Source organism: Rhizobium sp. CSW-27, from assembly GCF_018760785.1.
Classification (GTDB): Bacteria; Pseudomonadota; Alphaproteobacteria; order Rhizobiales; family Rhizobiaceae; genus Neorhizobium.
This window is the reverse complement of record NZ_JAHHZO010000001.1, coordinates 447,443-468,535: the sequence shown is the minus strand read 5'-3', so window position 1 is coordinate 468,535 and position 21,093 is coordinate 447,443. Positions and strand designations below refer to the sequence as shown.

Below are 21,093 nucleotides of genomic sequence, written 5' to 3'. Positions count from 1 at the left end.
GGACGGGGAGGATGATGCTTACTTCGTGTATTGCTGGATCAGCGCGGTGGCGTCCTTGTAGAGCCCGGTGCCGTCCAGGCCCTTCTTGTCCATGTCGGCGATCCAGTCCTTCGTCACCTTGTCGCCGATTGCCTTCCACCTGGCGGTCTCGGCCTCGTCGAGGACATAGGTCGTGTTGCCGGCCTTGTCGGCCAGCGCCTTGCCCTTCACGTCGCCGGCATCCATGGCGGCGCCGAACTTGGCGGCCAGTTCCTTGCCGGAATTGTCGTCGAGCACCTTCTTCAGGTCGGCCGGCAGCGCGTCATAGCTGTCCTTGTTCATGGCGAAGATGAAGGTCGCCGTGTAGAGGCCGGTCTTGCCGGAGAAGCTGGTATGGTTCGGCGCCAGCTCGGCGATCTTGATCGACGGCGTCACTTCCCACGGAACAACGGTGCCGTCGATGACGCTCTTCGACAGCGATTCCGGAACGGTCGTGACCGGCATGCCGACGGCAGCGGCGCCCATCGCCTCCAGCATCTGGTTGACCACCTTTGACGTGCCGCGCAGCTTCAGGCCCTTCATGTCGGCAAGCGACTTGATCGGCTTCGACTGGATGGTGTGCAGCAGGCCCGGACCGTGGGTGTGAACGGCCAGAACGTGGAAGTCCTTGAATTCATCCTTCAGGTGCTTCTGGTAGTAGTCGTAATAGGCCATCGAGGTGGCCTCGGCGGTGGTGACCATGAACGGCAGCTCGAAGGCTTCCGATTTCGGGAAGCGGCCCGGCGTATAACCGATCAGCGTCCAGCCGAGATCGACCACGCCGTCCTTGACCTGGTCCACCAGTTCGCCCGGCTTGCCGCCCAGCTGCATGGCCGGATAGATCTCCACCTCGATGCGGCCCTTGGAGTCCGCCTTGATCTTGTCGGCCCAGGGCTGCAGCACGTTGGACGGAATGGTGGCCTGCGGCGGCAGGAAGTGGTGAAGCTTCAGCACGACATCGGCGGCAAGGGCCGAAACGCCCGAAATGGAAAGGGCCGCACCGGACAGGGCGGCCAAAAGCAATTTGCGCAACATGTTCTCCTCCAATCGCGCTCAGACTGACTGGGGGAATGTGCGCCGGAACGCCTCCTCTTCGGTGCTTCTGCAGGCTTGACGCCTGCCGTAACCCCTCCCAAGGCAGCGAGATCCTCCTGAGACCGCAGCCTTCCCCATGCTGGTTATGCTTACAGAAGCGTGAAGGGCGCGCAAATAAAAATCGTCAAGGGATAGATAGCCTGCAGGTTATGTGTTGCGGTGCGTCGGCCGCACCTCTCCCCCGCCGTCAATGGCCGCCGCGCTGTTCGCTGCGCTGCAGGCGCAGCACCTGGGCCAGGAAGGCGCGCGAAAGCCCGTGATAGAGCGGTTCCGGCGCGATCAGCCGCGAGGTGACATAGCCCAGCATGGAGGCGGCCATGATCGGGATCACCGCCTCATGATTGCCGGTCATCTCGATGATGATGACGAAGGCGGTCATCGGCGCCTGCACGACGCCGGCGAAATAGCCGGCCATGCCGAGGATGGCGCCCAGCGCGATATTGCCGCCGACCAGTTCCGCCAGCGAGCCGCCGAGGCTGACGCCGACCGTCAGCGAGGGGGCGAAGATGCCGCCCGGAATGCCGGAGGCCATCGAGAGGAAGGTGGTCGCGAATTTTTCAAGGAAGAAGAAGGCACCGGGCGCCTGACCTTCGAGGATCGCCCGCGACTGCTCGTAGCCGGTGCCGAAGGTGGCGCCGCCCGACAGGATGCCGATCAGCGCGACCGCCAGTCCGCAGCCGGCGGCCAGCGCCACGGAACGGCGCACCGGTGCCGGCTGCGCCCAGCGGCGCACCCGCCGCGCAACGGAAAGCGCTCCCGCGCTGAAGCAGGCGCCCAGCGCGCCGCCGGCAAGCCCGCAGGCCAGTACCATCATCCAGTCGAGGCTGCTCGTCGCGCCGACCGTGGTCTCGCCGAAATAGGTGTAGCTGCCGACCAGTCCCAGCGCCGCCAGGCCGGACAGGATGACCGCCATCAGCACGAGGCCGTTGGAGCGGGATTCGAAGGTGCGGCTCATTTCCTCGATGGCGAAGACCACGCCCGCAAGCGGCGTGTTGAAGGCGGCGGCGATGCCGGCGGCGGAGCCGGCAAGGATAAGGCCGCGTGCCTGCGCCATGCCGCCGATGCGCCCGCTGGCCAGCATGATCGCAGCCCCCACCTGCACCGTCGGGCCCTCGCGACCGATCGAGGCACCGCAGAACAGGCCGATGATCGTCAGCAGGATCTTGCCGGCGGCGATCTTCAAGGACAGGAGAACACTGCGGGAGGCCTCGTCCTGCAGATGTCTTGCGGCAATCGCCTGCGGAATGCCGCTGCCCTGCGAATTGGGGAACCAGGAGAACGCCATCCAGGCGCAAAGCGCGAAGCCGGCCGGTGTCAGCAGCAGCGGCGCCAGGAAGGCGTAAGGGTGCGAGGCATTGATGGCCTGGAACAGGTGCTGCGCCCGGTCGGCCGCCATGGCAAAGCCGACACTGACGACGCCGATCGCCACGGCGCCGATCCAGAACACGATCCTCGGCTTCCACACCGACCAGGAACCGCGCATGACGCGCGAACGGCGGAACATCTTGGAGCGGCGATAGGGGACGGGCATGGCGGGTAAAACTCGGATGCGGGGCAGGGGATACCCCCTTTAACGCCCGAAGGACCCGCCATGGCAAGGCTTGTTTGGGCAGAATGCGGCCCGTCTGGCTGTTTTGAACCGGTCGCAGCCGTCTGCGGCCGGTCGTCTCGCAGGTGTCGGCGCGGTCCGGTCAGACGATCAGGCCCTTCATCGGCGCCACCCTGGCCGAGCCGGGAAACACCGCTTCGGCCAGATGGCCGGCATCGGCGCCGAGCAGGTCCACGGCGATGCCCTTGATGACGGCACTCAGATCCGTGGTGGGGGCAAGATCGCGGCCCTCGAACAGCTGTGCCTCCTTCAGACCCGGCCAGTCGGTGATCACCCGGCCGCCGGCAACCGCGCCGCCGGCCAGGAAGGCGGTGGTCGCCGTGCCGTGGTCGGTGCCTTCCGTGCCGTTGATGCGGGCGGTGCGGCCGAATTCGGTGGCAATCACGATGGCGGTGTCCTTCCAGGCCGGTCCGAGTTCCTGATGGAAGGCGGCGATCGAGCGGTCGAGGCCCGTCAGCAGTTTGGCCAGCCGCTCCGTTTCCTGCGCATGGGTGTCCCAGCCTTCGAAGGCAAGCGCCGCCACGCGCGGTCCCGCGGGCTCGGCAATCAGCCGCGCGGCACCGCGCGCCATCTGTTCCATGCCGTCCGGATCGCCGGGGCCACCCCTTGCCTTCATGTCGAGGCCCGAGGCGATCTTGCCGGTCTCGATGCCTTCCTTCAGCAGGCCGGCCAGCAGCGGATCGGTCCTGCCGTAGAGATCCATCAGCCGCGGCGCCAGATCGCCATCGGCCGCCTTCAGCACGGGTGGCGCCCAGCCGAGCACCGGCGCCTTGCCGCGAATGACGAGCGGGGCGGTGGCTCCGACGGACAGCCCCCGCACCCGCTCCGCCGGACCGGGGGAGATCAATTCACCGGCCGGCAAACCTTCCAGCAGGCGGTTCAGCCAGCCGGTCTCGACATGTCCGGGTGTGGGATACCCGGATTCCAGAACATCCTGCCCGTCGAAATGCGAACGTTCGCGATAGGCGGTGGCGCTCGCATGCACCACGGCGGCCTGCTTTGCCTGGAACAGCTTCTGGAAATAGGGCATCGACGGATGCAGGCCGAAGAAGCCATCGAGCGGCAGGGCGGCATTGTCGCCATCCCGGGTCAGCGCAATGTCCTGCCGCAGCGAGGCGTAGCCGGGGTCGCCGAGCGGCGGCACCGCAGTCAGGCCATCGAGCGCGCCGCGCAGGATGATGGTGACGAAGCGTGGATCGCGCCCGCCGGCCGCATGGGCGAACTTCGGCATGAAGGCCCAGGCAAACAGTGCACCGGAAGCGCCCAGCACGGCGCGGCGGGTGGGGGTCAGGGTTTCGCACAGCATGATCAGGCCCTCTGGAATTCGGGAGAGAGGAAAGCGATGGACAGGCCCTGCGGCCGGGTCTCGGCGCGGGAAACCGCCTGCAGCGTGTCATCGGTCAGGAGCGGCCCGAAACGGTCGCCGGCGAAGGCGCGCGGATCGACCGCGCCGCCGACCTGATGGGCGAACAGGCTTGCCGTATCGATGCGGGTCGCCAGCCCCTCCGAGGAGGCCCAGGCATCGCTGACATCGGCAAAGCCGTTCGGTCCGGACGGATTCCACAGCGGCTGGCCGAGTGCCTTCAGCACAGAGACGATCTGGTTCGGCTTCGGCCTGAGTCCGGTGGCGCGCAGCAGCGCGGTGACATAGACGAGCGGCGGGCGGATCTTGGTCAGCTGCGGCGTCCAGGCCTCGTCGGCATCGATCATCGCCATGTAGACGGCCGAAAGATCGCCGTCGCTCCTGGTATAGGCGGCCGCCATCTGGTCGATCAGCGCCTTCGGCGGCTGGTCGGAAACGAAGTGGCGGGCAAGCTTGGTGGCGAGATGCCGGGCGGTGGCCGGATGGCGGGCGAGATCGCGCAGCACCGACTTGCCCTGATCGAACCCGTCATCGGCATAGGTCAGGCCCATCACCGTCTGGTCGCCGGGCTGGTGCGCCCCTTCGTTGAACAGGAAGGTTCCGAGCGGGCCGGGCCGCTTGCGGTCGCGATAGACCGTCCAGCCGGTAATCACGCGGGCAAAGGCGGTCACATCCGCCTGGCTGTAGCCGCCATCGACACCAAGCGTGTGCAGTTCCATGATCTCGCGGGCAAGGTTTTCGTTGAGGCCGCGCTTGCCGTTGCGGTTGGCTGGCGAGTTCGGGCCGATCGACAGCTGGTTGTCGAGGAAGATCAGCATGGCCGGATGGGTTTCCACCGCCACCAGCATGTCCTCGAACCGGCCGAACAGGTTCGGACGGATCGCCTCGCGCTCCAGACAGCCGGCCAGGATATGCACCTCGCCATTCTTCGAGATGGCCACGGCGAAATGGTTGGCCCAGAACATCGCCAGCCGCTCGCCAAACCCGATCAGCGGCTGGTGGATGGTGCCGTTGAAGCGGGCATCCGCTTCCGCCAGCAGGATCTCCTGCGGGAAATAGGGCTTGTCGCGCTTCGGCTTCTGCTGGGCTGTCCGCGAGGCGGGGCCGCCGCCCTGCATGGCATCCTGCACGGCATCCGGAGCCTGCGGCGCGCCCCGTGACATGCCCGTGTCACCGCTGGGCATGGGGGCACCGCTTGCGGCTGCGGCGGCCTTCTGCGTGCTGCCGTCCATGCTGTCGGTGGCCTTCGGCATGGCCTGCCGGGCGCCTTCCGCGGCCTTAGCCGCCTCGGAGGCTGCCGCCGCCACCGGTGTCATCGCCGGCCGGTCGCGCTCGGCGCGCACCGCATCCTGATAGTCGTAGAGCGCCGTCAGCAGGTCGGCATGCGAGGCCAGCTGTGCATTGACCGGGGTTGGCACCGCCTTTTCGACGATTTCCTGCCTCAGCAGGTCGCGTGCATCCGCCTTGATGGCGGAGATGCTGCCGTCCTGGGCGCCGAGCCCGAAGCGCCACAGCGCAAGCGCGGCATCAAGGTCCTTGGAATTGGCCATGATCGATACGAACTCCGTTGCGTCATCGGCCCTTCAACGCGGCGGATCGGCAAAATCCGTCGCTCCTCGATTAAGGTCATTTCGTGGCGGATCTGGGCGCCTCGCGGCCGATCAGTCCGTCGGCCAGCCGGCGGCGCTCGTCCAGCGACAGGGTGGCGACGAAATCCACCGCCCGCTTCTCGACGGCGGCCCGAACGGCGGTTTCCGCATCGCGGGCCTTTTCCAGCGCATCGGCCAGCGCCTCTGCATCCAGCTCGGGCTTTCCGAGCAGGGCGGCCGCCTCGACGCGGGCCTGACGCCCCTGCAGCACGGTGGAGCGCACCTCCCGGCGCGCCTCGGCCAGCGCCTTCTGGAAATCGGCCCGCGTTCGGGACGGCAATTGCTCGCCTGCCAGCGGCAGGCGGCCGGGCGGCGGCGTGTCGCTGTGGTAGAGATAGACAAAGCCGCCTCCGACGAGGGCGCAAAGCAGAAAGGTGTTGGCCAGGAGAAGGCCGATCGCCAGCCAGCGGAAGCCCGAATCCGTCATGGTGTTTCCCGTATCAAGTCGCTGTCGATGGCGCCGAAGGCGGTGTCGCCGCTGGCAATCTCCAGGCCGGCGCCCTGGCCCGGCAGCACGACGGCCACCGCCATGGCCCCGGTCAGGCCGCCGGCAAGCCCGATGCCGATCAGGCCGGCGCCGACAAGCCAGCGCCGCAGCCGGGTTCTGATCGTCACGTGCCGCTCGGCATCGGCAAGGATGCGGCCGGAAAGCGCCGCTTTCGGTTGCGGGGCGGCAAGCATGGCAAGTGCCGCATCGAGCCTTGCGGCCGAATCCAGCCTGCGCGCCACCGACGGTGTCTGCGCAAGGGCAAGTGCGGCGGCACGCCGATCCTGCGGCCAGCGCATAGGATCGGCGCCATAGGCCTCGATCAGGGCCGCGAAGGCCGCTTCGTCCATCACGGGCGTCTGTGCCTCGTCTGTCCTCATGGTTCACCTTCCTCGTCCGTGACCAGAATCTGCTGCAGGGAGCGTCGCCCGCGCGACAGCAGGCTTTCCAGCGCATCGACGCTCACCTGCATGACCGCCGCCGCCTCGATGTTCGACATCTCCTGATAATAGACCAGGATGATGGCCTCGCGCTGCCGGGGGGCAATCGCCTGCAGGGCGTGCTCGACCTTCAACCGCTCGGCTTCTTCCGTTGCAAGCCCCGCATCCGGCAGCGGCGCGGTGTCGGCAAGCTCCGGCGGATCGGCCATGGCAATCTCCTTTCGCCGGCGCAGCCGGTCATGACAGAGGTTCAGTGCCACGCGATGCGTCCATGTGTCGAACTTCGCGCGGCCCTGTCGCCAGGTGCCGGCATGCTTCCAAATGCGCAGGAAGGTTTCCTGCGCCACGTCCTCGGCCTCCGCGCGGTCGCCCAGCATTCGAGTAGCGAGCGCAAGAAGCCGCGGCAGCTTGGCCGCCACCATGGCCCGCATCGCAGCCGGTTCCCCCGCCGCCACGCGCCGCACGAGATCTGCGTCGGGATCGTCCTTCATCCTGGCGCCCGGCGAAGCTGGCCGGGACGCTGGGCGCCCGGCGTACCAGTTCTCCCGCTAGCCTGCGGAAAGAGGCAGGGCGGGTGCTTTTTCAACGGGCTGCGGGCCGGCATGCGCGCGTTTCGCTTGTCCTCTGACCATGGTTATGCCCCTTCAACGCAAGCGTGGCAATTTTCCGTCGGTGGGGAGGCGGGGTGTTGTGCCTTCCTTGTCGATTGCGTGAAGTGCGATCGATATGATATATATCTATACGATATATAGTGGAGATCCCATGCGTACCCTCATCGATCTGGAAGACAAGGCCGTGGCCGCGCTGGATCGGCTGGCGCGGGAAGAAAACGTATCGCGCAGCGCGCTCATTCGCGAAGCGGTTGCGGATCTTCTGCAGCGGCGTGAAAAGCCGCGCATGGAAGCCGCCTTCGGTCTTTGGGCCGGCTCGGATCCTGAGGTGGATGGCGTAGCCTATCAGCGGTCGCTGCGGGAGGAATGGTGAAGGCGCTGTTCGACACGAATATTCTGATCGATTACCTGAACGGTGTTGCTGCGGCCGCCGCCGAGATCGATCTCTACCGGCACCGCTCGATCAGCATGATCACGTGGATGGAGGTCATGGTCGGCGCGGTTGAACAGCATCGCGAGGCCACCCGCGACTTCCTTTCCGGCTTCCACCTGATCGCGCTCGATCAGCAGGTTGCCGAGCAGGCTGTCGAACTGCGGCGCTCATACCGTCTCAAGTTGCCGGATGCGATCGTCTGGGCAAGCGCCCGGGTGCACGACCACCTGCTCGTCACACGCGACGTGAAGGACCTGCCTGAGACGGATCCAGGCATTCGCGTTCCGTATCGGCGGTGAAGGTGCCCTACCGGTCGCTCACCTGCCAGTTCGGGTTGATCCACGGTTCCTGATTGCTGCGAGGCAGGGGCTGGCGGCCCAGAATGTGGTCGGCCGCCTTTTCTCCGGTCATGATCGAGGGGCCGTTGAGGTTGCCATAGGTGACATGCGGGAAGATCGAGGAGTCGGCGACGCGCAGGCCTTCCACGCCGATCACCTTGGTCGTCGGGTCGACCACCGCCATGGGGTCGCTCTCGCGGCCCATCCTGCAGGTGCCGCAGGGGTGGTAGGCGCCTTCCAGATGTTCGCGCAGGAAGGCATCGATCTCCTCGTCCGACTGCACCTTCGGCCCCGGCGCGATCTCGCCGCCCATATAGGGGGCGAAGGCCGGTTGTGAGAATATTTCGCGGGTGACGCGCACCGCATGGCGGAATTTCACCCAGTCCTCCGCATCGCTCATGTAGTTGAAGCGCAGCACCGGTGCGTCCCTGGCATCTGGCGAGCGCAGCGTGACGGAGCCGCGCGATTTCGACATGTTGTAGCCGACATGCGCCTGGAAGCCGTGGCCGTCGGCCGCCGACCTGCCGTCATAGGATACGGCGATCGGCAGGAAGTGATACTGGATGTCCGGCCATTTGACGCCTGGGGCCGAGCGGATGAAGGCGGCTGCCTCGAACTGGTTGGAGGTGCCGAGCCCCGTCTTGAAGAACAGCCACTCGGCGCCCACCACGCCCTTCCAGAACCAGTTGTTCCTCGAATGCAGCGTGATCGGCTGTGTCGAGCGGAACTGATGATAATATTCGAGGTGGTCCTGCAGGTTCTGGCCGACACCCGGCCGGTCCGCCACGACCTCGATCCCCATCTCCCCGAGATGTGCCGAAGGGCCAATGCCGGACAGCATCAGGATTTTTGGCGAGTTGAAGGCCGATGCTGCGACGATCACCTCGCTGTTTGCACGAATGACCTCGATCCTGCCGCCGATCTCCACCTCGACGCCGATCGCCTTCAACCCCTCGAACACCACGCGGCGCGCATAGCAGCGGATCAGCCGGCAGTTGTCGCGCTTCAGCGCCGGCTTCAGATAGGCATTGGCGGCGGACCAGCGGCGGCCGGCCCAGCTCGTCTGCTCCATCAGGCCGAACCCTTCTTGCTGGCGGCCGTTGTAATCCTCCGTCACGGGGAAACCGGCCTGCCGACCCGCCTCGATGAAGGCCTTGTAGAGCGGGTTCTTCACCGCGCCGCGCCGCACATGCAGAGGACCATCGGTGCCGCGCCAGCCCTCTTCGCCGCCATGCGCATGCTCCATGCGCTTGAAATAGGGCAGCACGTCCGCATAGGCCCAACCGGTGGCGCCGAGCTCTTCCCAGCGGTTGAAGTCTTCCGCGTGGCCGCGCACATAGACCATGCCGTTGATCGAGGAGGAGCCGCCGATCACCTTGCCGCGCGGCGCAATCATCCGGCGATGGTTGAGATGCGGTTCGGGTTCCGAAAGGTAACCCCAGTTATAGCGGTCCATGTTCATGGGATAGGCAAGCGCCGCCGGCATCTGCACGAAGGGCCCGGCATCCGAGCCGCCGAATTCCAGCACGATGACACTGTGCCGGCCATCCTCCGACAGGCGCCAGGCCATGGCCGAGCCGGCCGAGCCGGAACCGATGATGACGAAATCTGCCTGGTTCATGATATCAGGTCCACAAGGTTGAAAAACTATAGCTCTTTGCTACAGCGGTGGCATGAAACGGGTGGAGTACACCAAGGCTGCGATCAAGGTGCTGGACCGGATGCAGCCGAAGCGCCGGAATGCCATCCGGTTGAAGATCGATGCCTTTGCGCGCGGCGAACGGGTCGACGTGAAGGCATTGAAGGGCAGCCAGCTTTTGAGAATTCGCGTCGGTGATGACTGCGTTATCCTCGATGAGCAGACGATGGTGTTTATCGTCATCGAGGTCGGACCGCGCGGCGGTATCTACAAGGAGTGAGGCATGGGCGAACTGCGCAAGACCGTCATCGACGGCGAGACCTATGTGCTCATCCCCGAGGACGATTACGAAGACCTGCTCGATACTATCGTGGCAGAGAGAGTTATGGCGCGCGTCCGGGCGGGGGAAGAAACCTGGCCGGCCGAACTCGTCTATGCGCTGTGGGAAACCGACAGCCGCATCCGCACCTTCCGCACGTACCGCAAGATGTCCGTCTCGGAGCTTGCCGCCGCCGGCATCTCCCAGCCCTACCTGTCGGAAATCGAAAGCGGCAAGAAGACCGGCTCCGTCGACGTGCTCAAGCGCATCGCCGCGGCTCTGAAGGTCGATCTGGACGATATCGTGCTCTAAGCAAGCGCCGGTGCACGGCGGTCCCGGGTGAGACTGCGAGGCAGAGCCGGAAGCGGTGATGTCGAAATCTGCCTGGTTCATGATCGCTTTTCCATGGAATGTCACATCTGGGGCTACCCCCCTCTGTCCTGCCGGACATCTCCCCCTCAAGGGGGGAGATCGACCTGGGGCATCCGCTTTAGCCATTCTTGGTCGTCGGCGGGCTGATCTTCTTTATTGAACCTTTCCGCGTGAATGACTGGCTGGCGTTCTGCTGATCTCCCCCCTTGAGGGGGAGATGCCCGGCAGGGCAGAGGGGGGTGAGGCGAGGCACTGCTGGTATCGAGCGTCTTCACCCAACCTGCCGAATGTTCGCTCAATACGGCGCCTCGCATTTGCCCATGCCGACATAGACCGTCTTCAGTTCGGAATAATGCGAGAGCGCTTCCGCCGAATTTTCGCGTCCGAAGCCGGATTGCTTGGAGCCGCCGAAGGGGATTTCCACCGGGCAGAGATTGTAGGTGTTGATCCACAGCGTGCCGGCCTCCAGCTGGTCCACCACCCGGTGGGCGCGGGAGAGATCAGCGGTGAAGACGCCGCCGGCGAGGCCGAATTCGGTGGCATTGGCGCGGGCGATCACCTCGGCCTCGTCCTCGAAGTCCAGCACGCACATCACGGGGCCAAAAATCTCTTCCCGCGCGATGGTCATGTCATCGGTCACGTCGGCAAAGATGGTCGGCTGCACGAAATAGCCTTCGCCGGAGGCGGTGTTGGGAATGCCGCCGCCGGTGACCAGACGTGCGCCTTCGGCCTTGCCCTTCTCGATATAGCCAAGCACCTTCTCGCGCTGGGCAAAGGAGACGAGCGGCCCCATCTGGGTTGCCTCGTCCTGCGGGTCGCCGATCACGATCGCCTCCGTGCGGGCCTTTGCGCGGGCGAGGAACTGTTCCTTGATGGCGCGATGCACGAAAACGCGGGTGCCGTTGGAGCAGACCTGTCCGGTGGAATAGAAATTGCCCAGCATGGCGCCGGAAATGGCGCTGTCGATATCGGCATCGTCGAACACGATGAGCGGCGACTTGCCGCCGAGTTCCATCGTCACATGCTTCAATTGTCCGGCGGCGGCGGCGGCCACCTTGCGGCCGGTCGGCACGGAGCCGGTCAGCGAGACCTTGGCGACATCGGGATGGTTGACCAGCAGCGGTCCGGTGTCCCGGTCGCCCTGGATCACATTGTAGAGCCCCTTCGGCGCGCCGGCTTCGATCAGGATCTCGGCGATCTTCAGCGCGCCGAGCGGCGTCACTTCCGAGGGCTTGAAGATCATCGCATTGCCGGCTGCGAGCGCCGGTGCTCCCTTCCAGCAGGCGATCTGCTGCGGATAGTTCCAGGCCCCGATGCCGACGCAGACGCCGAGCGGCACGCGCTTGGTATAGGCCCAGTCGCCGCCCAGCGGAATGTGCGAGCCGTTAAGGGCGGTTGCGGCAATGCCGCCGAAGAATTCGAAGGCATCGGCGCCGGAGGTCGGGTCGGCCACGATGGTTTCCTGGATCGGCTTGCCGGTGTCGAGCGTTTCCAGTTCGGAGAGTTCGCGGTTGCGTTCGCGGATGATGTCGGCGGCCTTCTTCAGCACGCGGCCGCGGGCGGTGGGCGAGAGCGCCGCCCAATCCTTCTGGGCGCGCTTGGCAGAGGCGACGGCCTGTTCCACGATGGCGGGCGTTGCCGCATGCAGCCGGGCTATCACTTCGCCGGTGGCGGGATAGAGGCTCTCGATCAGCGTGCCGGCGGTATCTTCCACATAGGCGCCGTCGATGAAATGCGAGGCGGGGGGCTGGGCTTTCATGTCCTGTCTCCTGACGGTCTGCCGTTCGGTCATTCTTGTTTCAATCGGTCGCCTGTCCGGGCTTCCTGTCCCGCTCAACGGGACGAGGTGCCTGTCTCCGGCTTGTTCAACTGTCCGGCCACATAATCCTCCACCAGTGTGACGGAAGCATCGATGGAAAGCGGCGCGGCCTTCAGCGACTGGCGGATATAGAGCCCGTCGATAAGCGCTGCGGCGCCATCGGCGATCTGTTCGGCAAGCGGTGCCGGGCAGAGCGGCTTCAGGCCGGAGAGCAGGTTGGAATGCAGCCTGCGCGCATAGAGCACCAGCAGGCGGCGCACGTCCTCGGAGCGTTGGGCCTCGGAATAGAAGGCAAGCCAGGCGGCCACCACGTCGGGCGCGAACTGGTCGGCCTGGAAGGAGACGCGGATGACGGCGGAAATGCGGGCGCGCGGCGTCTCGGCCGCCGCAAGGGCCGCCACCGCATCCGCCCGCAGCTGGGCCAGCAGCGCGCGGATGGTGGCCAGCAGCAATTGCTGCTTGCTGCCGAAGTAATGATGGGCGAGCGCTGCCGAAACGCCGGCCTCGCGGGCAATCTCCGACATTGTCACATCGAGCGAACCCTGGCTGCCGATGGTGCGCAGTGCCGCATCCACCAGCGCCTTGCGGCGCACCGGTTCCATTCCAAGCTTGGGCATTGCTGTCTCCTGATGGCGCTAGTCTATTTTTGATTGACTGATCAATCAACAAAAATATGCCGCCTGCGCCGTTCGCGCGTGAGCTGCCGGAAGCGGCCGTACGGCTGGCGCTTGACGGCGATCAACGGCGGACCAGTTTCTCTTGCATAAGGTGGCCGGCCGGCCCGCTCCGAAACCCTGCCGCTCCGAAACACAGGAGACCATACGATGACCGACCTGTTGAGCCGTCCCGATCCGCACCAGTTGCATGGCAAATGGGGCTGGTTTCTCGGCTTCGGCCTTGTTCTTCTTCTGCTCGGCGCCATCGCGCTCGCCAACCTGCTGCTCGCCACCGTGGCCTCCGTCTTCTATCTCGGCGCCATGATGCTGGTCGGCGGCGTGCTGCATCTGCTGCATGCCTTCCAGGTCAAGGACTGGAGCCATTTTCTGTTCTGGGCGCTGAGTGGCGTGCTCTACACGCTGGCCGGCTTCCTTGCCTTCACCAATCCGGCGCTCACCGCCGCCGTCTTCACCCTGTTCATGGCGGTGGCGCTGATGGCTGCCGGGCTGGCAAGGCTGTGGATCGGCTGGAAGATGCGGCCGGCCGCCGGGTCCGGCTGGATCATGCTCGGCGGCGGGGTCACCGCGCTGGCCGGCCTCGTCATCGCCATCGGCTGGCCGGTCAACAGCCTGTGGGTCCTCGGCCTGTTCCTGGCGCTCGACCTTCTGGTGCAGGGCTGGGCGCTGATCGCCGTCTCCCTTGCTGCCCGCAAGGTTGGCTGAACGGCTGTGCACAGCTGAATTGCATTTCGTCAAAAAACTTTCACGGAACCGTCACAGAGTGGCAACCGAGCATTGACCGTTATTGTGTGAGCATGTGTCGGACATTTGCATTATGCCATTGCGACGGAGAAAGACATGTCGAGCGCCTCGACGCTGGAAACGGGTATCTTGAGACGCTACGCCGACGATCAGCTTCTGCCCCTCTCCCGGCTGGTTCTGGAAACCGCCTTCCAGCCGATCGTCGAACTGTCGACCGGTCGCGCCTTCGGCTATGAGACCCTGATGCGCGGCCATGAGCGCCTGGGCTTTGCCTCGCCGCTCGATCTTCTCGATACCGCCGCCGGTGCCGACCAGCTGCTGGCGCTGGAGCAGATGCTGGCGGGCCGTGCGCTTGCCAAGTTCGCCACGCTGCCGGATTTTGCCTACAACACGCTGTTCATCAATCTGGATGGCCGGCTGATCCCGCAGGGCGAGCAGGTGGTGGACAAGCTGGTGGCGCATCTGCGCAAGGCCGGCATTCCGCCATCCTCGATCTGCTTCGAACTGTCGGAGCGGCTCGACAATACCAGCGTCCCGGAATTTGCCGTGCTGATCGGCAAGATGCGCAAGGCCGGCTTCAAGCTCGCCATCGACGATTTCGGCGTCGGCCATGCGGAGATCAAGCTGCTCTGCGACTTCCCGGTTGATTACCTGAAGATCGACCGGCATTTCATCGCCGGCCTTGAGGAAAGCGCCCGCAAGCGGCATCTGGTGCGCAACATCGTCAACATCGCGCATGTGCTTGGCATCCGCGTCATCGCCGAAGGGGTGGAGACGGAGGCGGAATGCCTCGCCTGCCGCGAATTCGGGGTCGATCTGGTGCAGGGCTGGTTCATTGCCCGGCCCACCATCTTCACCAGTGAGCTGCAATCGGCCTTCCCGCATCTGGTCGATCTCGGACGCGGCCGCCGCGCCAGCCAGTCGCTCGACGAGATCCTGATCCGCAAGCAGATCGAGATGCTGCCGACCGTCTACGAGCACGAAAGCGTCGATACGGTGTTCGAACTGTTCCGCAGCAATCCGCGCCAGTCCTTCTTCCCGGTGCTGAATGCCAATGGCGAGCCGCGCGGCATCATCAACGAGCATCACCTGAAGGAATATATCTACCGCCCCTTCGGCCGCGACCTTTTGAAGAACAAGATCTACGAGCGCGCCATCTCGCATTTCGTCGAGGGCGCGCCCATTGTCGGTCTCGATGCCAATGCCGAGCGGCTGATGAACATCTTCGCCAACATGGACGGCAGCGACTGCGTGATCCTGACGGAGAACATGCGCTATGCCGGTGTCGTTTCCGCCGCAGCCCTGATCAAGGTGATCAACGAAAAGCAGCTGAAGGTGGCGCAGGACCAGAACCCGCTGACGGGCCTGCCCGGCAACCGCGCCATCCGCGATTTCATGCACGAGGTCGGCCGCAACGACGACCAGACCCGCTTCTTCTGCTATTGCGACTTCGACCACTTCAAGCCGTTCAACGACCATTACGGCTTCCAGATGGGCGATCACGCCATCTCGCTGTTTGCCGCGCTGATGCGACGCTATTTCTTCTCGGAGGGGGATTTCCTCGGCCATGTGGGGGGCGATGATTTCTTCATCGGCTTGAGCGACTGGACGCGCGAGGAACTGAACGAGATCCTCGAACGGCTGCTTTCGGATTTCCACGACGACGTGGTGGAACTCTATTCGCCGGAAGATCGCGCCGCCGGCATCATCCGCGGCCATGACCGCAACGGCCGCGAACGGGATTTTCCGCTGCTGCGCTGCTCGATCGCCGTGCTGGAACTGCCCGAGGGCCTGCTGCTGGATGACGTGAACCGCATCAGCACGGCGATTGCCGGCGTCAAGGCGCAGGCCAAGGATTGCGAGAGCGGGCTGGTGTTCCGCAGCTTTCAGGCCCATTCCGTCTGAACGTCCTGCTCCGATGCGGCGGGACGGCGGCGGGGACGCGCCCGGCAATCGCCCGCGCCGGCCCGGCTGATTGCCGCAGGGCGACGATTGCGTCAGCGCGTCACCTTTTCAACTGCGGTGCCGGGTCCTACATCGGGGAACCGAACGAAAGGAACAGCCCATGCCTCTTTCCGCCACGCTTCCCGCATCCATGCGCCATGTCGATCTGCAAAGCTTCGGCGCGCCCGAGGTGATGACCTTCGCCAGCGGTCCGGTGCCTCTGCCGCGGGCCGGCGAGATCCTGGTGCATGTGCAGGCCGCCGGCGTGAACCGTCCGGATGTGGCGCAGCGGCAGGGCATCTACCCGCCGCCGAAGGAGGCGAGCCCCATTCTCGGCCTGGAAGTGGCGGGCGAGGTGGTGGCGCTCGGCGAGGGCGTCACCGATTTCGCCGTGGGCGACCAGGTCTGCGGCCTCGCCAATGGTGGCGGCTATGCGCAGTATTGCCTGCTGCCCGCCGGCCAGGCGCTGCCCTTCCCGAAGGGTTATGATGCGGTGCGGGCGGCGGCCCTGTCGGAAACCTTCTTCACCGTCTGGGCGAACCTCTTCCAGATGGCGGGGCTGACGGAAGGCGAAAGTGTCCTGATCCATGGCGGCACGTCGGGCATCGGCACCACGGCGATCCAGCTGGCGCGCGCCTTCGGTGCAACCGTCTACACCACCGCCGGCTCGGCCGAAAAATGCGCCGCCTGCGAAGGGCTGGGGGCTGCGCGCGCCATCAATTACAAGAGCGAGGATTTCGTCGCCGTCCTCAAGGAGGCGACCGGCGGGCAGGGGGTCGACGTGGTGCTGGACATGATCGGCGCCGCCTATTTCGAGAAGAACCTTTCCGTGCTGGCCAAGGACGGCTGCCTGTCGATCATCGCCTTCCTCGGCGGTGCCGTGGCGGAAAAGGTCAACCTGTCGCCGATCATGGTCAAGCGCCTGACGGTGACCGGCTCGACGATGCGCCCGCGCACGGCCGAAGAGAAGCGCGCCATCCGCGACGATCTCGCCACCCAGGTCTGGCCGCTGCTGGAGGCCGGCCGTGTGGCGCCCGTCATCCACACGGTGCTGCCCTTCGATCAGGTGGTGGAAGCGCACCGGCTGATGGAAAGTTCCAGCCATATCGGCAAGATCGTGCTGACGCTGGGGTGAGGGGATGTTCCGCTGATATCGTTCCGGCTCAGCCTGGCTTGTCGGTCAGGTGAAAGCGCATGCTGGCAAGGTCCAGAGGGTAGCGGCGAGCACTATAGATCCTCAGGATCCAAAGCGTCTCGTTGCGCACACTGTACGGGATGATGAAGCCGTAACGCGGTTCGATCGCTTCGCGTATGTCGGGGTGAGACGTTGGACGCCCTCCATCCGGATGCTGCTGGAGGGTCCGAATGGTGTTGGTGATGGCGGAAACAACGTTTCGGTGTCCCTGCGGCGATCGCGGCTTCAGCCAGTTCCGCAATTCATCGAGATCGGCGACGGCGTCGGGTGCAAATCGAAGGCGCATGCTCAAGCTGTACGAGTTGGCAGCGGGCGGGGACGCTCATCGTTCCGTCCCCAGCTGTCCATCCAGTCCAGCACATCCTCGCCATCAACCCCGAAACCGTTCTCAACATCCTGAAGCGCCGCCTTCATATCCTCGTCCCAGCGCTGGTTATGCGTCAGAAACGATTGAAGGGCGCTGGCAATGACATCCTGTGTCGATTGCCCGCGACGCTCTGCCAGACGGTGAAACGCCTCGATCATGTCATCCGGTAACGTCACTTCGAACTTCGTCATATAACGTTCCTTGCTCTCTGGCCTTTCCGCTCCTATCCTAGGTTCATGTTCAACGAAACGGAAGGAGGTGATCCGATGTCTAATGAGATTGCGGTTTGCAACGCGGACATGGGAAAGGTTTTGGTTTTGACGGGGCAGCCCTCGGCCTGACCGCACCTCCCCAGGGGCCTTCTACCGCAAGGTCCTGGTTCGCATTCCGAACCGAACTCATGGAAAGGGTCGCGAAAGCGGCCCTTTTTCTGTTTGGGGCGCATATCGGGCGAGGGCTATATCCCGATGCGGCCGATGGCAGGGATCTTTAGGCCGGGGCGGGTCAGATCCAGGCCGGCGACGAGGCCCAGAAAATGCACCTCCAGTCCGCTGCGCCAGCCGGCGGAGAGGCCGATGAGGCCGGCCAGCGTCAGATGCAGGTCGCGCCCGTCCGGATCGATGGCGAAGAACGGCCCTTCCGGCAGGTAGTCGCGCCCCACCGCATGCGGCGGCAGCACCGCGCCGAGATCCGGCACGCTGCGCAGCACGAAGGCGACGAAGGTGTTGGAGTTCGGCCCCGGCCAGATGCGGTAATCGCCCTGTGCGGCATAAGGATAGGCGGCAATCGCCGCCTCGACGCGGGGGATCAGCCGTTCGGCCTCGGCGCCGGTCACGGAAACCACCAGTTCGGGCGCATTGGAATACCAGTAGGCATCGGCCGGCCGATGGTTGCGGCGAATTGGCGCGCCCCAGCCCACCTTGTCGTAACGCTGGTAGGAGGATGCCCCCCTTTCCTTGGTGACGATCCAGGCATGGCTGGCAACGGCGCCCTTCAGCCCGCCGGTCTTGGCCGAAAAGACATGGATGGCGGCCGCATCGCTTGCCGCAGGCTTCGGCAGCAGGCCGGCCGATCCCCAGTTGGCGTCGCTCCAGCGGGTGGGCCGGTCCTGCAGCACCCACCAGCCGGCCGAGGCGAAGGTGGGGGCAAGGTAGACGATGAAGATCGCCGTCAGCAGTCGTTTCAGCAGTGTCATTCCGGTCGTCGTTCGCCTTTCCCGGCTGGTTGTCCGGGCCGGTAAAATGGGTTGGGCTTTTCGTCCCGTCAGGTTATCAGAGGCACGAAAGCAGCATCAGCAGGGCCTCCCAATGCAAAATCCCGTTACCGTCGAAGTCACTCGTGGCAATCGTGTGGAAAGCCGTCACCGCGGCATGGCCGTCGCCGTGGACGGCGCCGGCCGCATCGTCTTTTCCGCCGGCGAGGTGGAGGCCGGCGTTTTTCCGCGCTCCGCCTGCAAGGCCATGCAGGCCCTGCCGCTGATCGAAAGCGGCGCCGCAGATGCCTTCACCCTCTCGGCGCGCGAACTGGCGCTCGCCTGTTCCTCCCATTCGGGCGAGGACGAGCATGTGGCGACCGCCGCCGGCATGCTGGAAAAGGCCGGCCATGATCTTTCGGTTCTCGAATGCGGCGCGCACTGGTCCTCCGACCAGCAGACGCTGATCCACCAGGCCCGCACGCTGGAGCGCCCGACGGCGCTGCACAACAACTGCTCCGGAAAGCATTCCGGCTTCATCTGCACCTGCGTGCAGTCCGGATGGGACCCGAAGGGCTATGTCGGCTATGACCACCCGCTGCAGGCGGAAATCCGCGCCGTCATGCAGGCGCTGACCGGCGCCGTGCTGGACCGCGATACCTGCGGCACGGATGGCTGCTCCATTCCGACCTATGCCGTGCCTCTGAAAGGCCTGGCGCACGGCTTTGCCCGCATGCTGACCGGCGAGGGCCTGTCGCCCTCCCGCGCCGCAGCCTCGCGCCGGCTGATGGAAGCCTGCATGGCCGAGCCCTTCTACGTGGCCGGCACCAAGCGCGCCTGCACCCGTCTGATGGAGGTGGCACCGGGCAAGATCTTCGCCAAGACCGGTGCCGAAGGCGTCTTCGTCGCAGCCCTTCCGGAACAGGGCGTGGCGCTTGCCGTCAAATGCGAGGACGGGACGGCACGCGCCGCCGAAAGCATGATCTATGCCCTGATCGCCCGCTTCTTCGAGCCGGGCAGCGAGACCCGCGAAACGCTGATCGGCATGGCCAACCGCCCGCTCTCCAACTGGAACGGCATCCATGTCGGCGATATCCGTGTGACGGACGCCCTGTTTGCGTGAGGTGCTGGCCGGGGTGTCGTGATCGGCAGCGCCGGGTAGCGTTGTGCCGTTTGGGTTACCCCCTCTGGCTGTCGCCATCTCCCCACGAGGGGGAGACCCGCTGCGGCACCCGCCCGGCTTTCCCCTGCTTCGGCGGGTCGGCTGGGTTAAAGCCCTCCCTCTTGTGGGGAGGGTTGGGAGGGGTCCTGTTTCAATTGCAACAGTCGCCCTTGCGGCGGAAATGCCCAGCGGCGCCGGGATGCCATAGCGGGCAGAACGCCGGAGCCACGTCAAACGCAACGCCACCTCCCGGCCGAAATCTCAGATCTCACCGCCGATCCGCGCCGTGCCGGTCTGGCCGTTGTCGCGGATCCATTTCAGCGTCTTGTCGCCGGTCCTGTAGAGTTCGAAGCACATCGGCGCGCCCTTGTACCAGGTGGTGAACTGCTGGCAGAGGCGGTTGCCGCGGATCCACCATTTGCCGCTGTCGGTCGGCTGGATGAAGCGGCCAAGGCCGAGCGCCTCGCCGGAGCCGTCCACCACGCCGGAGCGGCGATAGTTCAGCGGAAATTCGCCGCCGAGCGGCGCGGCCAGATAGATCCGCTTGCCGATGATCTCGGTCTGGATGTCGCGGGCGCTGAAGGGCTCGCCGGTTGCGGCAGCGGGCGCGGCAAGCGCCAGAAACAGCGGCACGGTGCGGATGAGGGGTGGCAGGCGAACGAGCATCGGCAATCTCCTCTGGCGGGGCGCATCATGCGCCGGGGTCCCGGGGCCCGGCGAAGCGCGGATGATCCGCACGACGGGCGAAGGCGGCACGCCTCCCGCCGCGAAGCAATCCGGATGCGCTCACTAACGCAGACGTTGCGGTGCCGGATCAGTCGGCGGCGAGGATTTTGATGCCGGCCTGCCGGTAGGGGAGAAGCCGCCCCGCGTCGACCTCCGCCGGCACGACCAGTGTCGAAAGATGCGCGGCCGGCACGATCACGTGCGGCGAGGTGGCATCCAGCTTTTCCGGTGTGGCAAGCGTCACCGTTTCGGCGGCGCGGCCGGCGATCTGCCGCTTGATCGCCGCCTCCTCGAAATCGCCGGTCGAGAGGCCGCGGGTCGCATGGATCGCAGTGACGCCGAGAAAGAAGATGTCGGGGCTGAGAAGCGCGATCTGTGCGGCCGCATGCGCGCCGACCGCCACCATGGAATGCTTGTAGAGCGTGCCGCCGATCAGGATCACGCTGGCGGCGTGATGCTCCAGATCCGCCGCGATGGTCGGGCTGTGGGTGAGGATGGTGAGGGGCATGTCGCGCGGCAGGTGTCGCAGCAGTGCGGCATGGGTGGTGCCGCCATCGAGAAAGATCGTCATGCCCGGCCGGATCAGCGCCACGGCGGCGCGCCCGAGCCGATCCTTCACCTCGCTTGCCAGATTGCGCCGGGCCGTCAGGTCGGGAAGCCCCGGTGCGAGCGGCAGCGCGCCGCCATGCACGCGGGTCAACAGCCCTTCCGCCGCCATCTCGCGCAGGTCGCGCCGGATCGTGTCCTCCGACAACGACAGCGATTGCGCCAGATCACGGGCGATCACCTGGCCGTCGCGGCGCAGCAGGTCGAGGATCAGGGCTTTGCGTTGGCTGGTCAGCATGGCTTGACTCTTCACGAAGTTGCACGAAACATAATGATATTGCCTGAAATGAG

General features: G+C 65.4%; 23 protein-coding genes. 8 read left to right on the top strand and 15 right to left on the bottom strand.

All coding sequences use genetic code 11. The features are described 5' to 3' along the window. Positions 1-18: 18 nt before the first annotated feature. From KLP42_RS02410 to KLP42_RS02380, 7 genes are all read right to left on the bottom strand, one after another. The gene (locus tag KLP42_RS02410; RefSeq protein WP_215564477.1) at positions 19-1,053 is read right to left on the bottom strand and encodes a TRAP transporter substrate-binding protein; all 1,035 of its coding nucleotides are present in this window, start codon (positions 1,051-1,053) and stop codon (positions 19-21) included. Between the two features lie 247 nt (positions 1,054-1,300). Continuing rightward, positions 1,301-2,644 (bottom strand): chloride channel protein, encoded by a 1,344-nt coding sequence (locus tag KLP42_RS02405; RefSeq protein WP_215564475.1) that lies wholly within the window; start codon positions 2,642-2,644, stop codon positions 1,301-1,303. Between the two features lie 160 nt (positions 2,645-2,804). After that, positions 2,805-4,028, bottom strand: a complete 1,224-nt coding sequence (locus KLP42_RS02400) for a DUF1501 domain-containing protein (RefSeq protein ID WP_215564472.1) — start codon at positions 4,026-4,028, stop codon at positions 2,805-2,807. Positions 4,029-4,030: 2 nt separating this feature from the next. Then, positions 4,031-5,635, bottom strand: coding sequence for a DUF1800 domain-containing protein (locus tag KLP42_RS02395; protein ID WP_215564470.1), 1,605 nt, complete (start codon positions 5,633-5,635; stop codon positions 4,031-4,033). A 76-nt stretch (positions 5,636-5,711) separates the two neighbouring features. Continuing rightward, positions 5,712-6,161 carry a periplasmic heavy metal sensor gene (locus tag KLP42_RS02390; protein ID WP_215564468.1) on the bottom strand — a complete coding sequence of 150 codons (450 nt, stop codon included), beginning with the start codon at positions 6,159-6,161 and terminating at the stop codon, positions 5,712-5,714. Further along, complete coding sequence (locus tag KLP42_RS02385) at positions 6,158-6,601, bottom strand: hypothetical protein (RefSeq protein ID WP_215564466.1); 444 nt, start codon at positions 6,599-6,601, stop codon at positions 6,158-6,160. Before KLP42_RS02385 ends, KLP42_RS02390 begins: the two co-directional genes overlap by 4 nt. After that, entirely contained in the window at positions 6,598-7,152 is a 555-nt protein-coding gene (locus tag KLP42_RS02380; protein ID WP_215564464.1) for an RNA polymerase sigma factor, read from the bottom strand. The genes KLP42_RS02385 and KLP42_RS02380 overlap by 4 nt, the downstream gene beginning before the upstream one ends. 271 nt (positions 7,153-7,423) lie before the next feature. Between KLP42_RS02380 and KLP42_RS02375 the strand changes: the two genes are divergently transcribed. Both KLP42_RS02375 and KLP42_RS02370 read left to right on the top strand, forming a co-directional pair. After that, positions 7,424-7,645 (top strand): ribbon-helix-helix domain-containing protein, encoded by a 222-nt coding sequence (locus KLP42_RS02375; RefSeq protein ID WP_215564462.1) that lies wholly within the window; start codon positions 7,424-7,426, stop codon positions 7,643-7,645. Further along, the gene (locus KLP42_RS02370) at positions 7,639-8,004 is read left to right on the top strand and encodes a type II toxin-antitoxin system VapC family toxin (RefSeq protein WP_215564460.1); all 366 of its coding nucleotides are present in this window, start codon (positions 7,639-7,641) and stop codon (positions 8,002-8,004) included. Before KLP42_RS02375 ends, KLP42_RS02370 begins: the two co-directional genes overlap by 7 nt. Positions 8,005-8,011: 7 nt before the next feature. On the opposite strand, the gene betA is transcribed toward KLP42_RS02370, so the two are convergent. After that, complete coding sequence (gene betA / locus KLP42_RS02365; protein WP_215564458.1) at positions 8,012-9,664, bottom strand: choline dehydrogenase; 1,653 nt, start codon at positions 9,662-9,664, stop codon at positions 8,012-8,014. A 52-nt stretch (positions 9,665-9,716) separates the two neighbouring features. Between betA and KLP42_RS02360 the strand changes: the two genes are divergently transcribed. Further along, on the top strand, positions 9,717-9,962 hold the full coding sequence (locus KLP42_RS02360; protein WP_215564456.1) for a type II toxin-antitoxin system RelE family toxin: 246 nt from the start codon (positions 9,717-9,719) through the stop codon (positions 9,960-9,962). A gap of 3 nt (positions 9,963-9,965) precedes the next feature. Further along, positions 9,966-10,313, top strand: coding sequence for a helix-turn-helix domain-containing protein (locus KLP42_RS02355; RefSeq protein ID WP_215564454.1), 348 nt, complete (start codon positions 9,966-9,968; stop codon positions 10,311-10,313). Positions 10,314-10,668: 355 nt separating this feature from the next. Here the strand turns inward: KLP42_RS02355 and betB are convergent, their stop codons facing one another. Together betB and betI are read right to left on the bottom strand one after the other, a co-directional pair. Next, a complete protein-coding gene (gene betB / locus KLP42_RS02350) occupies positions 10,669-12,132 on the bottom strand; it encodes a betaine-aldehyde dehydrogenase (RefSeq protein ID WP_215564452.1) in 1,464 nt (487 codons plus the stop codon). Positions 12,133-12,206: 74 nt separating this feature from the next. Further along, positions 12,207-12,809, bottom strand: a complete 603-nt coding sequence (betI, locus tag KLP42_RS02345) for a transcriptional regulator BetI (RefSeq protein ID WP_215564450.1) — start codon at positions 12,807-12,809, stop codon at positions 12,207-12,209. Between the two features lie 207 nt (positions 12,810-13,016). Between betI and KLP42_RS02340 the strand changes: the two genes are divergently transcribed. The 3 genes from KLP42_RS02340 (at position 13,017) to KLP42_RS02330 (ending at position 16,689) form a co-directional block, all read left to right on the top strand. Next, the gene (locus KLP42_RS02340) at positions 13,017-13,571 is read left to right on the top strand and encodes an HdeD family acid-resistance protein (RefSeq protein ID WP_215564448.1); all 555 of its coding nucleotides are present in this window, start codon (positions 13,017-13,019) and stop codon (positions 13,569-13,571) included. Between the two features lie 135 nt (positions 13,572-13,706). Further along, positions 13,707-15,515 carry a bifunctional diguanylate cyclase/phosphodiesterase gene (locus tag KLP42_RS02335; RefSeq protein WP_215564446.1) on the top strand — a complete coding sequence of 603 codons (1,809 nt, stop codon included), beginning with the start codon at positions 13,707-13,709 and terminating at the stop codon, positions 15,513-15,515. A 160-nt stretch (positions 15,516-15,675) separates the two neighbouring features. Next, positions 15,676-16,689 (top strand): NAD(P)H-quinone oxidoreductase, encoded by a 1,014-nt coding sequence (locus KLP42_RS02330; RefSeq protein WP_215564444.1) that lies wholly within the window; start codon positions 15,676-15,678, stop codon positions 16,687-16,689. 28 nt (positions 16,690-16,717) lie between these two features. Here the strand turns inward: KLP42_RS02330 and KLP42_RS02325 are convergent, their stop codons facing one another. The 3 genes from KLP42_RS02325 to KLP42_RS02315 form a co-directional block, all read right to left on the bottom strand. Beyond that, a complete protein-coding gene (locus KLP42_RS02325) occupies positions 16,718-17,035 on the bottom strand; it encodes a type II toxin-antitoxin system RelE/ParE family toxin (RefSeq protein WP_215564443.1) in 318 nt (105 codons plus the stop codon). Positions 17,036-17,037: 2 nt separating this feature from the next. After that, the gene (locus KLP42_RS02320) at positions 17,038-17,307 is read right to left on the bottom strand and encodes a ribbon-helix-helix protein, CopG family (protein ID WP_215564441.1); all 270 of its coding nucleotides are present in this window, start codon (positions 17,305-17,307) and stop codon (positions 17,038-17,040) included. A gap of 266 nt (positions 17,308-17,573) precedes the next feature. After that, positions 17,574-18,311 (bottom strand): DUF3750 domain-containing protein, encoded by a 738-nt coding sequence (locus tag KLP42_RS02315; protein WP_215564439.1) that lies wholly within the window; start codon positions 18,309-18,311, stop codon positions 17,574-17,576. 112 nt (positions 18,312-18,423) lie between these two features. On the opposite strand from KLP42_RS02315, the gene KLP42_RS02310 reads away from it, so the two are divergent. Further along, entirely contained in the window at positions 18,424-19,431 is a 1,008-nt protein-coding gene (locus KLP42_RS02310; protein WP_215564437.1) for an asparaginase, read from the top strand. A 300-nt stretch (positions 19,432-19,731) separates the two neighbouring features. Here the strand turns inward: KLP42_RS02310 and KLP42_RS02305 are convergent, their stop codons facing one another. Beyond that, positions 19,732-20,136 (bottom strand): hypothetical protein, encoded by a 405-nt coding sequence (locus KLP42_RS02305; RefSeq protein WP_215564435.1) that lies wholly within the window; start codon positions 20,134-20,136, stop codon positions 19,732-19,734. Positions 20,137-20,284: 148 nt separating this feature from the next. Continuing rightward, positions 20,285-21,040: a DeoR/GlpR family DNA-binding transcription regulator gene (locus tag KLP42_RS02300; protein ID WP_215564433.1), complete on the bottom strand. Its 756-nt coding sequence runs from the start codon at positions 21,038-21,040 to the stop codon at positions 20,285-20,287. Positions 21,041-21,093: the final 53 nt, after the last annotated feature.

Bases quoted from the DNA above. Each gene is read 5' to 3' on its own strand.
- KLP42_RS02320 (WP_215564441.1), bottom strand. From the start codon at position 17,307: ATGACGAAGTTCGAAGTGACGTTACCGGATGACATGATCGAGGCGTTT.
- KLP42_RS02325 (WP_215564443.1), bottom strand. From the start codon at position 17,035: ATGCGCCTTCGATTTGCACCCGACGCCGTCGCCGATCTCGATGAATTG.
- KLP42_RS02360 (WP_215564456.1), top strand. From the start codon at position 9,717: ATGAAACGGGTGGAGTACACCAAGGCTGCGATCAAGGTGCTGGACCGG.
- KLP42_RS02410 (WP_215564477.1), bottom strand. From the start codon at position 1,053: ATGTTGCGCAAATTGCTTTTGGCCGCCCTGTCCGGTGCGGCCCTTTCC.
- KLP42_RS02390 (WP_215564468.1), bottom strand. From the start codon at position 6,161: ATGACGGATTCGGGCTTCCGCTGGCTGGCGATCGGCCTTCTCCTGGCC.
- KLP42_RS02395 (WP_215564470.1), bottom strand. From the start codon at position 5,635: ATGGCCAATTCCAAGGACCTTGATGCCGCGCTTGCGCTGTGGCGCTTC.
- betB (WP_215564452.1), bottom strand. From the start codon at position 12,132: ATGAAAGCCCAGCCCCCCGCCTCGCATTTCATCGACGGCGCCTATGTG.
- KLP42_RS02405 (WP_215564475.1), bottom strand. From the start codon at position 2,644: ATGCCCGTCCCCTATCGCCGCTCCAAGATGTTCCGCCGTTCGCGCGTC.
- KLP42_RS02385 (WP_215564466.1), bottom strand. From the start codon at position 6,601: ATGAGGACAGACGAGGCACAGACGCCCGTGATGGACGAAGCGGCCTTC.
- KLP42_RS02370 (WP_215564460.1), top strand. From the start codon at position 7,639: ATGGTGAAGGCGCTGTTCGACACGAATATTCTGATCGATTACCTGAAC.
- KLP42_RS02340 (WP_215564448.1), top strand. From the start codon at position 13,017: ATGACCGACCTGTTGAGCCGTCCCGATCCGCACCAGTTGCATGGCAAA.
- betI (WP_215564450.1), bottom strand. From the start codon at position 12,809: ATGCCCAAGCTTGGAATGGAACCGGTGCGCCGCAAGGCGCTGGTGGAT.
- KLP42_RS02400 (WP_215564472.1), bottom strand. From the start codon at position 4,028: ATGCTGTGCGAAACCCTGACCCCCACCCGCCGCGCCGTGCTGGGCGCT.
- KLP42_RS02355 (WP_215564454.1), top strand. From the start codon at position 9,966: ATGGGCGAACTGCGCAAGACCGTCATCGACGGCGAGACCTATGTGCTC.
- KLP42_RS02375 (WP_215564462.1), top strand. From the start codon at position 7,424: ATGCGTACCCTCATCGATCTGGAAGACAAGGCCGTGGCCGCGCTGGAT.
- KLP42_RS02310 (WP_215564437.1), top strand. From the start codon at position 18,424: ATGCAAAATCCCGTTACCGTCGAAGTCACTCGTGGCAATCGTGTGGAA.
- KLP42_RS02330 (WP_215564444.1), top strand. From the start codon at position 15,676: ATGCCTCTTTCCGCCACGCTTCCCGCATCCATGCGCCATGTCGATCTG.
- KLP42_RS02300 (WP_215564433.1), bottom strand. From the start codon at position 21,040: ATGCTGACCAGCCAACGCAAAGCCCTGATCCTCGACCTGCTGCGCCGC.
- KLP42_RS02380 (WP_215564464.1), bottom strand. From the start codon at position 7,152: ATGAAGGACGATCCCGACGCAGATCTCGTGCGGCGCGTGGCGGCGGGG.
- betA (WP_215564458.1), bottom strand. From the start codon at position 9,664: ATGAACCAGGCAGATTTCGTCATCATCGGTTCCGGCTCGGCCGGCTCG.
- KLP42_RS02335 (WP_215564446.1), top strand. From the start codon at position 13,707: ATGTCGAGCGCCTCGACGCTGGAAACGGGTATCTTGAGACGCTACGCC.
- KLP42_RS02315 (WP_215564439.1), bottom strand. From the start codon at position 18,311: ATGACACTGCTGAAACGACTGCTGACGGCGATCTTCATCGTCTACCTT.
- KLP42_RS02305 (WP_215564435.1), bottom strand. From the start codon at position 20,136: ATGCTCGTTCGCCTGCCACCCCTCATCCGCACCGTGCCGCTGTTTCTG.